Annotated in this window: 8 protein-coding genes; 3 read left to right on the forward strand and 5 right to left on the reverse strand. The window is 57.8% G+C overall.

Annotated features, from left to right (window positions below; genetic code table 11):
* Nucleotides 1-57: 57 nt before the first annotated feature.
* The 3 genes from pbpC to FE795_RS10300 all read right to left on the reverse strand — a co-directional run bounded on the left by pbpC (nucleotide 58) and on the right by FE795_RS10300 (nucleotide 8,362).
* Nucleotides 58-2,220 carry a penicillin-binding protein 1C gene (pbpC, locus tag FE795_RS10290; RefSeq protein ID WP_219234886.1) on the reverse strand — a complete coding sequence of 721 codons (2,163 nt, stop codon included), beginning with the start codon at nucleotides 2,218-2,220 and terminating at the stop codon, nucleotides 58-60.
* Complete coding sequence (locus tag FE795_RS10295) at nucleotides 2,204-8,113, reverse strand: alpha-2-macroglobulin family protein (RefSeq protein WP_219234888.1); 5,910 nt, start codon at nucleotides 8,111-8,113, stop codon at nucleotides 2,204-2,206. Before FE795_RS10295 ends, pbpC begins: the two co-directional genes overlap by 17 nt.
* Before the next feature lie 87 nt (nucleotides 8,114-8,200).
* The gene (locus FE795_RS10300; protein ID WP_219234891.1) at nucleotides 8,201-8,362 is read right to left on the reverse strand and encodes a hypothetical protein; all 162 of its coding nucleotides are present in this window, start codon (nucleotides 8,360-8,362) and stop codon (nucleotides 8,201-8,203) included.
* Nucleotides 8,363-8,455: 93 nt separating this feature from the next.
* Between FE795_RS10300 and FE795_RS10305 the strand changes: the two genes are divergently transcribed.
* The gene (locus FE795_RS10305) at nucleotides 8,456-8,992 is read left to right on the forward strand and encodes a hypothetical protein (protein WP_003799485.1); all 537 of its coding nucleotides are present in this window, start codon (nucleotides 8,456-8,458) and stop codon (nucleotides 8,990-8,992) included.
* Between the two features lie 77 nt (nucleotides 8,993-9,069).
* Here the strand turns inward: FE795_RS10305 and FE795_RS10310 are convergent, their stop codons facing one another.
* Nucleotides 9,070-10,218, reverse strand: coding sequence for an NAD(P)H-dependent flavin oxidoreductase (locus tag FE795_RS10310; protein ID WP_059317543.1), 1,149 nt, complete (start codon nucleotides 10,216-10,218; stop codon nucleotides 9,070-9,072).
* Nucleotides 10,219-10,340: 122 nt separating this feature from the next.
* Nucleotides 10,341-11,762 carry an oxygen-independent coproporphyrinogen III oxidase gene (gene hemN / locus FE795_RS10315; RefSeq protein WP_059317542.1) on the reverse strand — a complete coding sequence of 474 codons (1,422 nt, stop codon included), beginning with the start codon at nucleotides 11,760-11,762 and terminating at the stop codon, nucleotides 10,341-10,343.
* A 196-nt stretch (nucleotides 11,763-11,958) separates the two neighbouring features.
* Here hemN and FE795_RS10320 point away from each other — a divergent pair, with 196 nt between their 5' ends.
* Nucleotides 11,959-14,886: a monovalent cation/H+ antiporter subunit A gene (locus tag FE795_RS10320; protein ID WP_003799479.1), complete on the forward strand. Its 2,928-nt coding sequence runs from the start codon at nucleotides 11,959-11,961 to the stop codon at nucleotides 14,884-14,886.
* Nucleotides 14,886-15,227, forward strand: coding sequence for a Na+/H+ antiporter subunit C (locus tag FE795_RS10325; RefSeq protein ID WP_219234893.1), 342 nt, complete (start codon nucleotides 14,886-14,888; stop codon nucleotides 15,225-15,227). The genes FE795_RS10320 and FE795_RS10325 overlap by 1 nt, the downstream gene beginning before the upstream one ends.
* The last annotated feature ends 10 nt before the right edge of the window (nucleotides 15,228-15,237 follow it).

Raw genomic sequence — 15,237 nt, forward strand, 5'->3', positions numbered from 1 at the left:
TCTTTACGAAGTATCAATAAGGATAGCAGTGTATCAGTCATGCAAAAGAGCAAGCGGTTAATCTTTGTTAAAGCTTGTCATTTGTGCACCTCTAATTTGTACACTGACTTGGTCCATCAACCGACCTTGTTCGGTTTTCAGTTCAATGCGCAGCGTACCGGGTACCAGGGGAATACGCACTTGGGCCCCACCGCCCGCTTTCACGCCCTGGACCCACCATTCCAACGCTTCGTTGATTTGCCCCTGCGCCAGCAAGCGCAGTTGCTGGTTTTGCGGCGGAATATCCGGGTCCAAGGCCAAGATCGTACCGTCGACGGGCTCCTGGATACGGGCCGGACCGGCATAGGCCAGATTTGCATCGTTCAACTGAATACGATCGGTCTGCGTGCCCTCTACAAAAAACTCTTCACGACTGGGCTCCAAAGCCGGCACAAACACGATTTGTCGAAGCTGCACCTGCTCTGGCCGGACCGTTTGACGACCGGGTCTGTACTGGTTCAGGACAGAGATGACCTCGTGCCAGATCGGTGCGGCCCCACTGACGCCGGATACATCTTGCATACTTTGTCCTGCACTGTTGCCAACCCAGACGCCCACTGTGTAGTGCTCCGTCCAGCCCAGAGCCCAGTTATCACGCATATCTTTACTGGTTCCGGTCTTGACCGCGCTCCAGAACGGGGTACTCAAGGCACTGTCCAAGCCGAAGGTCAGCACACGGGCCTGACGGTCAGACAACATATCACCCACAATCCAACTGGCTCCAGGGTCCATGACGGGACGAAACGCTGCCATGGACTGATCCATACGCACGTTTACCGCCTGAGCCTGGCCCAGATTAGCCAGAGCACGGTACGCGTTGGTCAGCTCCAGCAAGGTGACATCAGCACTGCCCAAGGCCAGGCTGTAACCATAAAAATCACCGTCCTGCCGCAAATTAAGCCCCAGTTCGCGCAAACGCTCCACCAGACTGGCCGGCCCCAGCAAGGTCAGAACGCGTACGGCAGGGATATTCAGGGACGAAGCCAAAGCATTGCGCGCACTAACCCAGCCAATAAACTGCTTATCGTAGTTTTGTGGAATATACAGACCATTGCCGGTTGGCAGATTCAAGGGTGAGTCCTGCAGCAAGGAAGCGGCCGTCAGCAGACGCTTCTCGATGGCCAGCTCATATAGAAAAGGTTTGAGCGTGGAACCTGCCTGACGCAAAGACCGGGCATGATCGACCTGCGCGGCTTCGGACAGGTCGCCGCTGGAGCCCACATAGGCCAGCACCTGCCCCTGATGATTATCCAGCACCACTACGGCCGCATCCTGCACACGGGCGGTGCGCAGATCCAGCAGATGTCGTCGCACACTGGCTTGAACCTGCCGTTGAAGACGCGAATCCAGGGTAGTGTGCAAGCGATCCCCTGCTTCGGTCTGTGGACTTTGCTCCAGAACCCAGCGGGCGAAATGCGGCGCCAGTTGCGTCTGCCCCAGTGGTGCCTGCCCGGCTCGACGCAAGGCCACAGGCACCAGATGACTTAATGCTTGGCACTGCTGGGCGCGTCCCATTGCCTGCAAGGTCAAGCAGGCCCGACGCTCGACCGTCAAGGCCGAGGCATTGGGGCCTCGCAGCAAAACGGCAGCAATCGCTGACTCGCGTGCATCCAGCGCAGCGGCCTGCTTTTGAAACAGGGTGCGTGCCATCGCATCCACCCCGACAAGCTCGCCCCGAAAGGCTACCTGATTGAGGTAAGCCTCCAGAATTTGCGGTTTGGTCCAGGTATCTTCCAATGATTGAGCGGCAACTACCTGATCCAGTTTTTGCCACACCGAACGCCCGCCCCGTCCGCCAAGCAGCGTATGATCCAACAGCCCGGCCAACTGCATGGTAATGGTGGACGCGCCTCGGCTCCGTCCCGCAAACACACCGTCCCAGGCCGCAGAACCCACTGAAAGCCAGTCCACCCCGCCATGCGATTCAAAACGGCGATCTTCGGACATCAAGACCGCCAATTGCAAAGCCGGGGAAATCTGCTCCAGCGCCACCCAGTCGCCGCGCCGTTGATGAAAGTCCAGTCGCACCCGCTGGATGAGCTGGCCCTGGCGATCCAGGACCTGCACATCAGACGATCGGAAGGACTGACGAACGTCTTCATAGCTGGGTGTGGCCTGTCCGGAGCTGGCCCATAGGGCCAGTCCCGACAACAGCAACCCTGCTTTAATGGCTTGGCGCATCCACAACGTCCAAAACGTGCTCATTAGGCCAGAGAGCAAAAACATCGGGCTCGTACAAAGCCTCGGCCCGCGTGGCCGGCAATACAAACTGGCCCACCGTGTTCAGGCGCAGTGTGTAACTGACTTCCGTCGTGCCTTCCTCAAAACGCTCGTAATACGCCCGGTAACCATCGAAGCGGCGCTCGATAAAGCTGGGCCATTGACCGGACTGCGTCTGACCAGCCGTGGCCATGGCCGAATCCCGACCCAGTCCACTGCCCAGAATGGTCGCGCCGGCAGGAACCGGGTCAGACACGACCACCCAACTGGCCTGGCCTTGCGCCTTGACCTTGATCGTCACCCGCATGATGTCGCCACGGCTCCACACGCCTGGTTTGGCCTGCTCCACAGCCTGAACCTGACGCTCTATGCTCAAACCGGCCGCCACAGGCTTGGTCACCGGCACAGCGGCCAGAGAGCGAACGTCAATCCAGGCCTTGCCCTCACCTAGTTGCTCAACGCTCAAGTTGTCTGCCTGCTCGCCACGCCAAGGCACATCCATTTTGGTGGAGCGTACGCCCTGGCCGTCGGGTGTCAGCATATCCCAGTCCACCACCTGGGCCGTTTCGGAGCCCAGAATCACCATGGACTGTCCTGTCGGGGCCTGCTCGTGATGACGGCTGAATTGCTCGATGGCCAGGCTGCCCAAGAGGTTCTCCGTCGTCATGCGCCAGGCACCACGCTGTTGCTCGGCCAACAGACCTTGGGCCAGACGAGGCATGTCCTCAGTCCAGTCAGGCATCTCATTGACCAAGAGCATCAGGCGAGCCTGATTGGTCACCCGGCTGGTCATGGCCCAGGGACTGCCATTGAGTGCATCGTCGCCAAACACCAGACGGGTTCCGCGGCTGATCAGACGTGCCTGAATCAGCCCCAGTGCTTCTTTACGGCTTTGCGCAGCTTGCTTGATCCCGGGCAGGCGCTGGGTCAGATCCACCCATGCCAGCAGAATATCGGTCGGCCAGCTTTGCAAATTCAACTCGACCGAATCGAGCATTGTGACGCGCGCACGGCCGTACTTCGCCAATACGGCAACCGCACGAATGACTTCGATATCCCGCTCCTGGCGAGAAACGGTCTGCATGGACGGGATTCGGCCATTGACCACGTTATCCAGTCCTTGCAGCATCTCGTTGCGAAAGCCGTCAGGAATGGGATAGTTCAGCCCCATGGACTGAGCCATGTAACTGATATCCAGAATGTAGCTGGTCAGTACACGGCTACCCCAACCGTAATTGCTGGGGAAATAACGCAGCAAGCCATCCTGGTCTAGATAGGAAGGCAGACGCTGCATCAGACCAGCCCATGCGCCTTCAGCACGCAGGCCCATGAAGCGGGAGGCTTGCTGTTCAAAGCAGGTATAAGGATAGCGTTCAAACCAGGCCCGCACCCCTTCCATTCCGCCCCCCAAGGAGGAACGGAACAACATTTGCAGGCCGCCCTGCACCCCGCCCTGCTCATTTTTCAGGGCGCCGGCCGGCACTTGCACCGACATGTTCAATGGCTGCTCCATGGACACGGACACCAGCGTTCCTTGCTGAACCGTTACCGGCGTGGCCGTAAAGACTTCCTGCTTGATGGAGAGGCTGTCCTTGGCAGGTTTGCTCTTGCCCGCCGCCTGCAGCACTTCCTGCGCATCCAGTGTCCATTCCAACTGATGCGAATCAGCCGAGCCACTGGAGGCTGGGACCGTTATGGGCCAGGAGACCACTTTGGCCGAACCGGAAGCCAGTTCAACGGTTTGCTCAGGCAAGGCGGCTGATGGCAAGCCCTTGCCACGGTACTGTGCCTGCACGTTGACCGTCATGGCACGCGGGCTGCTGTTTCGCAGCGTAAGCTGAGCCTGGTACTGATCGCCTTCGCGAGCAATCGCGGGCAAACCAGGAATGATCTGCAGATCCTGCGTGGTGACGATCTGGGCGGAGCCACTGCCAAAACGCTCACCAGCCAAATCGGCAACGGCCACGATGCGGTACTGGGTCAAGGAGTCTTTGAGGGGGACCGTCACGGTCGCGCGTCCTTGAGCATCCAGCTCCACATTGCCCTTCCATAGCAACAAGGTGTCGAGCAACTCGCGGGTGGGGCTCTTGCCGCCGCCACCGCCTGCTGCCACCGCCTTGCGGCCATAATGTCGACGTCCCACAATCTCGGACTGTGCTGTAGCGGTCTGCACGTTGTAACCCCGCAAAGCACGCATGGCCGTGAGCAGGTCCCAACTCGTGTTAGGGCTCAGTTCCAGCAAGGCCTGATCCACGGCCGCCAGGGCCACGGAAGCACCGGCTGCGGGTGAACCATCCGGTTTGAGAACCTGAATATCCACCTGGGCCTGCTCACGGATGGCGTACTGATTGCGATCCGTGCTGACTTTCACATCCAGCGCATCTTGCTGGCTACTCACTTCGATACCGGCCAGACCAAAGCGATAGCTGGGCTTGGACAAATCTACCGTGGTAGTCGGGGCCACAAACTCGCCCCCCCCTTCCGAGTAGGCCTTGTACCAGGTCAGAGGCTGGCTCCAGCCCCAGCTGAAAAAGGAGTACCAGGGAACATCACGCAGACGCCCCCGCAGCACCAGCACGGAAACGTAGACATTCGGCCCCCATTCGGGTTTGATCTCCACGCTGACGGTCGGATTGTCGCCTTCGAGCTGGACAACCTGGGCCTGCAACACACCCTCGCGCTCCACCGACACCAGGGCGGTGGCCTCACGGAATGGCATTCGCACCTGGAACTGCGCCTTTTCGCCCGGCGCCCAGGTCTTTTTCGCAGGAATGACATCTATCCGGTCATCATTCTGACCACCAAACCACAACGAGCCCGAACCGCTGACCCAGACCGTGCTGGCGGCCACCGACTCACGGCCCTTGTCATCACGCGCAATGGCACGCAGCTCCACCTGGCCGCCTTTCTCCAGTTTTACATCGCACTGCACCAACCCCTGTTCGTCGCTGCGTCCCTCGCAGACCGTACCCAGGTCTTGGCGCTGCTCCTGGTTGTCGTAGCTGTAAAACCCGCCCACCATACGCTTACGAATCGAGAAGCGCTGCACATTGGCGGCCTCAATACGGACTGGTACATTCTTCAAGGGCTTGCCGTCAGGGCTTAAGGCAATAGCCGAGAGCTGGGTGGATGAACCCGCCGCCAACCAAGTGCCTGCACGCAAGCCCGCCACCACATCGGCAGGCCATACCGCAATCGTCTGGGTCAGGGTTTGAATCTCGCCATTGGGATCGGAAAACGTCGCCTCCACCAAAAACTCGGAAGGCTGATCCACTACAGGCAACTGATCCAGCTTGGCACGCAACCCGCCTTGGGCATCGAGCTGGAAGCGTTGTTTGTTCAAGAAAACGCGAGCCTCTGACATCGCCGACTGATCCGCTTTTTCAGGCGGCGCAAAGCTGTAGTCACTGTAAGTGCTGAACGCGGGCGACTGACTGCGCACCACCGCCGACAGTTGTACAGGCAGGAAATCCGCCGGGCCACCAGACAGATAACGCAGCTGCAGATCAGCCTGCATCTGCTCAGGACTGATCAGATAGGGACGATCCTGACCATCACTTAACTTGATACTACCGCCCAGCACAGGCAGCTTGAATTGCTCAACACGGAAATCGCCAAAATTGAAGTACTGGTTCTCGCCTTCGGTTCGCAGTCGGTAGACACCCAGCTCCGCATCCTTGGGGATCGTCCAGTCGGTCAATGCAAATACGCTACCGGCCGCCGTTTTTTGCCATTTCAGTGGCAACTCAATCCGTTTGCCGCTGCCTTCATGTTCGACGATCATCGTCTCGGGATAACGAACTGAAGCCTTGAAGCCATCGCGTACCCGCTCACGCAGGTAATGTTTCATGTGCGCGACTTCACCGGCACGAAACAGGCTGCGATCCATCACGCTATGCGCAACCGGCTCATCGCGACCGCCCCAGTTATAGGGCACATTAAAGCGCCATGGCTCGATACCGGCGTTCCATTCGCTCAGCGCGAAACTGAACTCGTCTTTGCCCCTGGCCATGGGGTTGTCTTTATCGATGCGGGCCGTCACAAACAGGCCGGACAGGCCAGTCTCATTGCAATAATCCGGGCTGGAGACAGGATGGGGGTGATGAAAAACCCCGTCCTGCCCTGTTTCGCCCTGCACCAGCTCTTCGCCGCGGCAATTCATGACACGGATTTTGGCGCCGGGCACGACTTTGGCATCATCCAGGGTAGTGACCCAAACCAGCAGGTCATCACCACCTTGCTTGATGTGTACCCCCAGATTGGTGACCAGCACCGAACTACGCACATACATGGTGCCCGCCGACTCCAGCAAGGAGGCGCCCAAGCGCGGCGAGGCCACTTCCAGAACGTGGAAACCGGGCTCTTTCAGCGGCACGCCAATCAGTTCAAAAGGACGCTCGTTTTTCTGGTCCATGCCGGGCAAATCAAGCTTTTTAAGATCCTTGCCCTGAAGCAGAGGCTGAGCGCGCAGATCCAGATAACCGTTTTGATCGATGGGAGCGGTTACGCGAAAATCGCTGCCCATCATGCTCTTCAGCGTGTCCGCTGCCACCGACCAGGAATAGTTAAGCTGCCGCAGCCGGGAATACCAGGCCAGGACCTCCTTATCGTCCTTGACCGCCATCGCCCCCACCTGCCCGGCCGACACCAGCATCTGCTGAGTGGTCAGATTCGCTTCCACATTACGCAAGTTCAAACCAATGGCGGGTGGGTCAGCGTCATCCGAGCCATCGCGATCAGCATGACCAAAGCGCTCGACAATCCCAAAAGGCTCCACCACAAACTTGACCAGCGGCGGATACGTCGTCGTCTTCATGCCGTTGCTCAAGACCTCGGGATTTTGCAAGGGCCGCCCGGCATCGTCCGTCAAGGAGTCTGGAACCTGGATGGTCAGCTGGGCATTTTCCGGAAAAGGCCCCTCAAATCGTACATTCTGGCCGGGACCACGGTCTTGCCAGGCCTCATCCCGGTCGGACACAGGCTCCCATACCTTGTCGCCGGCTTGTAGACGAATCTGCTGCAGGTGCTCATAGGCAACCGGTGCCGAGAACTGTACAGCCACACTGCCAACAGGCGTGCAGGGCACCTCAGCGCGTTCGCGCAGACAAGAAAGCGAAGCCGTGAAATGTGGCCGCACTGAAAAATCGAAGGTATAGCGGTCGGTATTAGGCACGCCCTTGCGATTGGCAATCGCTGTCGTGATGCCCGGCTCGAGCACAACCGACACGCTGGCATCGGCGGGCAAAGGACGCGCGCATTGCACGGCCTGATAACGCTCATCCACCTCATCCACATAGAAGGCAGAACGAGCCAGGGCATCACGCTGCGCACCTTCAATGGCCTTTAGGCCAATGCGCTCGCCAATGCCCTCAACCCGGCAATACCCGTGCTTGACTAAAGAAGCACTATTAACGGGCGCATTGAAATTAAATAAAAATACCTGGTCTTCATCAATAATGCTGTAATACGGGCGGCTGGATTCCAAAATGGCGCCACCGGAATTGAAACGATATTGAGCCGGTCCGCTAATCGCTTCATTATTAATGCTGCGAAAGCTCTTGGACACCACGGCGGTACAAGTCAAGCCAGGTCCTGGTCGCTCATCAAACTCATAAATCCAGCGACGGGAATCCAGCCAGCGGCCCTGCCCCGCAACGGAAGGATCATCACACTGGACCTGGACAGGTGCCGGCAGTTGTGAATCGCCAAAATGAACAGCGGGCTTGGCAAAGGTAACTTTGACATCCCGTAAATCGGACGTCGCCCCTTGGGGCGAAAAACTGCTAATCGTAATGGCTTGGGCGCTACTGACGCCCAGCAAGAACATCAAGCCCAGCAAAGACTGGCGATGCATCGTTCTTCCCCTATGGATATGCTATTTTCGGCGCCAGTTTAATGGAAATCCGCTACGCTGAGCGTGTATAAACTCTTACATGCATGCTTAAAGAATGCCACCAAGTGCAACAAAAAAAACGCCGGACTTTAAATCACGGCGCAATGGCTTTGAAGGGGCAAACATGGCATTTGAAAGTAAAAATTTCAAATGCGACCAAACACCCCCTTTTTTCCTCAAACTGGCGACATCAACTACGATAAATGCCATACGAACAGACAGCAGCACTGGAAAACCAGCCCACTAACCCCATATAGAGTGAGGCTTGTGAAGACCCAAGCGCTTCGATTTCAGGAAAGACACATGAGCACCATGACCCTGCAGGAACTGGATAAGACCCGAGAGGAATGTCGCAAACTGATCAGTCGACGCGCCCTGCTTTCAGCCGCCGCTGCCGTTGTCCCTGTTCCCGGCGTGGACGTAGGTACCGACGTGGCCATTTTAATGAAGGTCATCCCCATTATTAATGCCCGCTTTGGACTGACGGCCAGCGATGTGGACGCCCTGAGCCCCGAGCTGAAGAAGCTGGTGGTGGTCGGTGGAACAAGCATGGGCTTGGGCCTGGTGGGCCGCGTTCTGAGCACTGATCGCATCATCAATATTCTGGTGCGTCTGGGAGCAAAAAAGCTGGCCGGTAAATATGGTGCCAAATATGTCCCGCTGATAGGCAGTGCCATTTCTGCCTCTATCAGCTTTGTCGTACTGCGCAAGGTCGGCAACCAGCACATCGAGGAGTGCTATGAGATTGCCCGTCGTCTGGCATTGGAGACACAACGACGGGAAGCTGTCCATACCATCGATGCGGCTGAAGAAGGCCTGATACGCGAGCTCAAGGGCTAAGACACCGCTTGCGCGCCTTAGTCTGGAGAGCGTCCTGCTTCAGTTCGCACCCCAGACAGTTCGCCCAGCCCCGGTCCTTAGACTGCAGGGACCACACCCGGTGTTTTGCTGCGACCATTCAACATATAGTCCATCAGTTCGCGCACAGACTTCATGGCCTTGCCGAAAGGCAAGGCCTCTGAACTGCGAAAGAACAGACCCCGCTGTACATCGCCTTTCAAGGCATACGCCAATTGACGGTCAATGCAAAACTGTCCATGACGCTGCACACCGTCGCGCAAACCGCAATGAGCCAGGCAGTCAAAGCCTTCGGTGCACGGCCGTTCGCGAGCCACCGATTGCAGTTTTTTCTCTTTGTGCAAATAAGCGTCCAGCCACGGTGTACGCACGGCACGAGCCGGCAATCCGGCCACGCTCATGAAGGTCACGATGTCTTTGGCTTCCGCATCCAGCAAAACACGCTTGAAATTCTCGTGGGCATCGCCTTCCTCGGTCACCGCAAACGCCGTCCCCATTTGCACGCCATCCGCCCCCCAATCCATAAGCTGGCGCAACTGTTCAGGACGGTGAATCCCACCGGCAGCGATCAAAGGGATGCGCTCGGACTCCAGGCCCAACTCTCGGAATAAGGCACGACATCCCTCCAGCACGCGCTGAAACGCATATTCCGGTTTATTCAGAGACTGATCATCGGCTGCGCCCAGATGGCCAGCCGCATACCGGGGATTCTCCAGAACAACGGCATCGGGCAATCGCTTGCGACGCAGCCATTTCTTTACAAGCAAGGTGACGCCGCGCACGTCGGACAGAATGGGGATGAGCGCGACCTTGGGATGGTCCTGCACCAGTTCGGGCAAGTCCAGCGGCAGACCGGCACCCACTACCACGGCATCCGCACCGCTCTCGCACGACTGGCGCACATACTCGGGATACTGCGAAACCGCCTTCATGATGTTGACGGCGATGCCGCCATTGCCGCCCGAGCGCTCTCGGGCAAGATTGATTTCACGATCCAGCGCCTGCAAATTGGCCGCATCGACCACACCTTTTTCGACTTCACCCTGAGTGCTGTCCATCAGGTCTTCGTGATGACGCCGTAAATCCACGCTGGAGATGGTTCCCAGCCCGCCCAGTGCAGCCACAGTGCCGGCCAGTCGGGACGCCGATATACCGACTCCCATGCCGCCTTGGACAATAGGCAAAAGCAGTTTTCCCTTCAGGGACATGAGACGTAAATCCGTCTTTAGCACGATGTAAATACCTTAGGTTGATGCAAGAACCTGCCGGCCACGTCGGGACCAGAAACAGGGCAATAAAAAGGTGGCCGTCTTTGACAACGGCCACGGTGTTAAATCAGGCGGGAATAGCGTGCGCCGCTTTCCTGGCTCAAGTACTTGTCAAACACCATGCTGTAGGCGCGCACAAACAAACGGCCCTTGGGCAAGACCTGAATGGACTGAGAGTCGACGGTCAGCAAGCCCGCTTGCGCATAGCTGCTGAGCTCTTGCAGCTCAGCGGAAAAGTAACTGGCAAAATCGATGCCGTAACGCGCTTCCAGACGCGCAATCGGTACGGGCATGCTGCACATCAAGTGCATGATGACTTCGGCGCGCAGGCGATCGTCCTGCTGCATCACAATCCCACGCTCGATGGGCAAACGCCCCTGGTCAATTTCGGCGTAGTAATTGCGCAGACTGCGGGCATTTTGCACATGCATCGTCCCCACTTGCCCAATGGACGAAACGCCAAAGGACACCAAATCACAGGCTGACCGCGTGGTGTAACCCTGGAAATTGCGGTGCAAGCTGCCATCCAGGCGGGCCAGATTCAACTCGTCGTTGGGCAGTGCAAAATGATCCAGACCGATATAGACATAACCCGCATCCAGCAGGCGCTGCGAGGACATCAGGAACAGTTGTAGACGCTGGTCGGCATCGGGCAACTGTTCTTCGTTAATTAAACGCTGAGCCTTAAAGCGAGTGGGAAGATGCGCATAGTTGTACAAGGCAATCCGATCCGGCCTCAGCTGCACCAGTAAATCAATGGTGGATGCAAAGCTCTCCAGGGTCTGCAAGGGCAGACCGTAAATCAGATCCGTATTGATGGACTGGAAGCCAGCGGCCCGGCCTTGCTCGATGGCACGTTCGACCATCTCGAAAGGCTGGATACGGTTAATGGCTTTTTGCACATTGGGGTCAAAGTCCTGAACCCCAAAGCTGGTACGGTTAAAGCCCAGAGCCGCCAAGTTCTGGAGTGTGTCGTCGGACAGGGTGCGTGGATCGATCTCGATGCCCAGCTCAGCATCGGCCGTGAACATGAACTGCTCCTTGAGCTTGGTCATCAGCCGGATGAGTTGTTCATTGTCCAGGAAAGTGGGCGAGCCGCCGCCCAGGTGAAGTTGCTCGGTGCGTCTGTCCTCCCCCATATACTGGGTGACCATATCGATCTCGCGCAGCAGGTAATCCAGATACTGCTCGCTCTTGCTGCGATCTTGAGTGATGATCTTGTTGCAGGCACAGAAATAGCAGAGCGACTGGCAGAACGGGATATGCACGTAAACCGACAAGGGGGGATTGCTGCTGCTTAGGGCGCGCCGCGACAGCTCATGAATGTAGGGCTGTGCGGGGAAATCCTGAAAAAAACGGTCTGCGGTAGGGTAGGAGGTATAGCGCGGTCCGGAACGATCAAAGCGCCGAATCAAGGCTTCCGAGATCTCGATATCCTGTGTGGTCGGGGCGCTGGCGTCCGATGCTTCCAAGGTTTGCGGCATAGAGGGTCCTCCTGCAAAAGACCGATTTCTTCTAGTCAAGCATTCATTGTGAGAGAAAATCGCGGGTACACGCTTGACCTGCATCAAGGCCACAAGAACTAAAAAAACGCTTTTTTTATGACTGTTGGGCTGAAATTAGCTTCATATATCGTATTATTAAGCGCTAGCCGCCTAAATTACTGCCTGTTGGAGCCAGATGTATTTGCTCGTGATCCTAGCACTGCCGTTTATCGGCAGCTTGCTATCTTCCCTGATGCCCGCGAACTCTCGCAAACTCCAAGCATCTCTTGCCGGCGCTGTCGCCGTTACCTGCGCCCTACTGACCCTCTACGCCTATCCGGACATCGCTCGCGGAGAGGTGCTCGAGTCCTCCCGTTCCTGGATTCCAGCCCACGGCCTGACCTTCAAGTTGCGCATGGATGGTTATGCCTGGCTCTTTAGCATCATCATCACGGCCATGGGGGCGCTGATTGCCCTGTATGCGCACTATTACCTGTCTGCCCAGGACCCGGTACGACGCTTTTTTTCCTTTTTGCAGGCCTTCATGGGTTCCATGCTGGGGGTCGTGCTGTCGGGCAACCTTATCCAGATGGTCGTGTTCTGGGAGCTGACCAGCCTGTCCTCGTTCATGCTGATTGCCTATTGGTATCACCGCATGGACGCACGCCGGGGCGCCCGCATGTCGCTCATCATCACCGGCACCGGAGGCTTCTGTTTGCTGGCAGGCGTGCTCATGCTCGGCCAGGCCGCAGGCAGCTACGATCTGAGCGTGGTACTGGAGTCGGGCGAGCAGATTCGCAATCATCCCTGGTATACCGGGATGCTGATCCTGATTGCTCTGGGCGCCCTGAGCAAAAGCGCCCAGTTTCCCTTTCATATCTGGTTGCCTCACGCCATGGCAGCCCCCACTCCCGTCTCGGCGTATTTGCACTCGGCCACCATGGTCAAAGCCGGCGTATTCTTACTGGCCCGTCTGTGGCCGGTGCTGTCGGGCACCACGGAATGGGCAGTCATTATTGGCGGTGCCGGCTTGTGCTCCCTGACACTGGGAGCTTACGTGGCCATGTTCCAGCGTGACATGAAAGGGGTTCTGGCCTACTCCACCATCAGTCACCTGGGCCTGATTACCTTGCTGCTTGGCCTGAGCAGCCCCCTTGCCCTGGTTGCTGCGGTCTTTCACATGATGAACCATGCCACCTTCAAGGCCTCTTTGTTCATGGCGGCCGGCATTGTGGATCACGAAACTGGTACCCGAAACCTGAACCGCTTGTCCGGGCTGCGCCATGCCATGCCCCTGACAGCCACACTGGCAACCGTTGCAGCCGCTTCCATGGCCGGGGTCCCACTGCTGAACGGTTTCATTTCCAAAGAAATGTTCTTTGCCGAAACTGTTTTGGCCAGCAACGGCAATACCTGGGAATACGCTTTGCCGGTGGTAGCCGTCATTGCCGGCTCCTTTAGCGTGGCGTACTCCTTGCGCTTCATTGCACAGGTATTTTTTGGCCCCGTCGCCAAGGATCTGCCCCGCGAGCCCCATGAGCCACCCCGCCGGATGCTCATACCCAGCGCCATTCTGGTGCTGACCTGCCTTCTGGTGGGCATTATGCCAAGCCTGACCTTCGGGCCCTTCCTGCATACTGCTGCCAGCGCTATTTTGGGCAGTGAAATGCCTCAGTACGACCTGGCCCTGTGGCATGGGTTCAATCTGCCCTTGGTCATGAGTCTGGTGGCAACGGTCATGGGCGTGATTTTGGTCCTTATCATCAACCGCTTCTATAAGAACCGCCAAGGGCGCACCCCGCTGCTGACACGCGCCGATGGCCGCCGCTTTTTCGAGCTGGCCATGGAGTACCTGGAAGTGGCAGCCAACTGGGCGGTGGGCAAACTGTATTCGCCGCGTCTGCAGCGCCAGATCTTGTTGATTATCGTCGTGACGATCAGTGTGGCGGCCCTGCCGCTGGCTCGCGGCAACTGGTTCAAATCCACTATCTTCACCCCGATTGATCCGTTCTTCGCCCTGATGTGGGTGGTCGGCATCGCCTGCGCCATCGGCGCGGCGCGTCAGGCCAAATTCCATCGCCCGGCTTCCCTGCTCCTTTCAGGCGGCGCCGGTCTGGTGACCAGCCTGACCTTTGCCTGGCTCTCGGCGCCCGACCTGGCCTTGACGCAATTGGCCGTGGAAGTCGTCACTGTCGTGCTGATCCTGCTGGGCCTGCGCTGGCTGCCACAACGTGTCAGCGACATGCCGGGCGCTCAGGACAACAGTGGACGTGCCCTGTTGCGCCGCAGTCGCGACTTGATCATTGCCATTCTGGCCGGCGGCGGGATCGCCGCCCTGGCCTACGCCATGATGACCCGCCCCCACCCCAGCGGAATTTCGCCCTTCTTTATCGAGAAGGCCCTGCCCCTGGGCGGTGGCGCAAATGTGGTCAATGTGATTTTGGTTGATTTCCGAGGCTTTGATACCTTTGGCGAAATCGTCGTACTGGGTATTGTGGCGCTGACCGTCTTTGCGCTGCTGCGACGCTTCCGGCCCCCCATCGAGGCCATCGCTCAGCCGCTGGCCCGTCGTCAGAACGTCAAAGACAGCCGTGAAGCCGTTTTTGTTGAGCCCGACCCCAAAACACCTCTGCCCGAGGGCATCATGCAGATCCCAGCCGTGTTGCTGCGATTGCTGCTGCCCATCTCCACCCTGATTGCCCTGTATTTCCTGCTGCGGGGTCACAACCTGCCCGGCGGCGGCTTTGTGGGCGGCTTGATTATGGCTACTGGCATCATCTTGCAATACATGGTCAGTGGCGTGGTATGGATGGAATCGCGCCCCTTGATTCAGCCTCAAACCTGGATTGGTCTGGGTCTGCTGACTGCTGGCGTAGCCGCCATGCTGGTGTGGGTCTTTAACAAGCCCTTTTTGTCTGCCCAAAGCTGGGATCTGCACCTGCCCCTGATCGGCGAGGTACATACCTCCAGTGCGCTGATCTTCGATATTGGCGTATTCATGCTGGTGATTGGTTCAACCATCCTGATTCTGATCGCGCTGGCCCACCAGTCATTACGTTTTTATCGCAAACTGCCGTCGCTGCAATCCGCCTCGAACGCTGCATCCGGGATGGAGAATAAATAATGGAAATCGTGCTTTCAATTGCGATTGGTGCCCTGGCGGGCTCGGGCGTGTGGCTCTTGCTGCGCCCGCGTACCTTTCAGGTCATCATGGGACTGGCCCTGGTCTCTTACGCCGTCAACCTGTTCATTTTCAGCATGGGACGACTCACCATCAGTGCCGCGCCCGTTATTAACAGCAGTGAGCTGGGTGCCAGCTATGCCGATCCCTTGCCGCAAGCCCTGGTACTGACGGCTATTGTGATCGGCTTTGCCACCACGGCCTTGTTTCTGGTTGTTATTTTGGCCAACCGCGGCCTGAGCGGCACCGACCACGTTGATGGCCGCGAGGAAGACGACCTGTGAGTCTGCTCAA

The sequence above is a fragment of the Alcaligenes ammonioxydans genome, from assembly GCF_019343455.1.
Taxonomy (GTDB): domain Bacteria; phylum Pseudomonadota; class Gammaproteobacteria; order Burkholderiales; family Burkholderiaceae_B; genus Alcaligenes; species Alcaligenes ammonioxydans.

Coding starts and splice junctions, on each gene's coding strand:
- pbpC (WP_219234886.1), bottom strand. CDS start 2,220: ATGCGCCAAGCCATTAAAGCAGGGTTGCTGTTGTCGGGACTGGCCCTA.
- FE795_RS10295 (WP_219234888.1), bottom strand. CDS start 8,113: ATGCATCGCCAGTCTTTGCTGGGCTTGATGTTCTTGCTGGGCGTCAGT.
- FE795_RS10300 (WP_219234891.1), bottom strand. CDS start 8,362: ATGGCATTTATCGTAGTTGATGTCGCCAGTTTGAGGAAAAAAGGGGGT.
- FE795_RS10305 (WP_003799485.1), top strand. CDS start 8,456: ATGAGCACCATGACCCTGCAGGAACTGGATAAGACCCGAGAGGAATGT.
- FE795_RS10310 (WP_059317543.1), bottom strand. CDS start 10,218: ATGTCCCTGAAGGGAAAACTGCTTTTGCCTATTGTCCAAGGCGGCATG.
- hemN (WP_059317542.1), bottom strand. CDS start 11,762: ATGCCGCAAACCTTGGAAGCATCGGACGCCAGCGCCCCGACCACACAG.
- FE795_RS10320 (WP_003799479.1), top strand. CDS start 11,959: ATGTATTTGCTCGTGATCCTAGCACTGCCGTTTATCGGCAGCTTGCTA.
- FE795_RS10325 (WP_219234893.1), top strand. CDS start 14,886: ATGGAAATCGTGCTTTCAATTGCGATTGGTGCCCTGGCGGGCTCGGGC.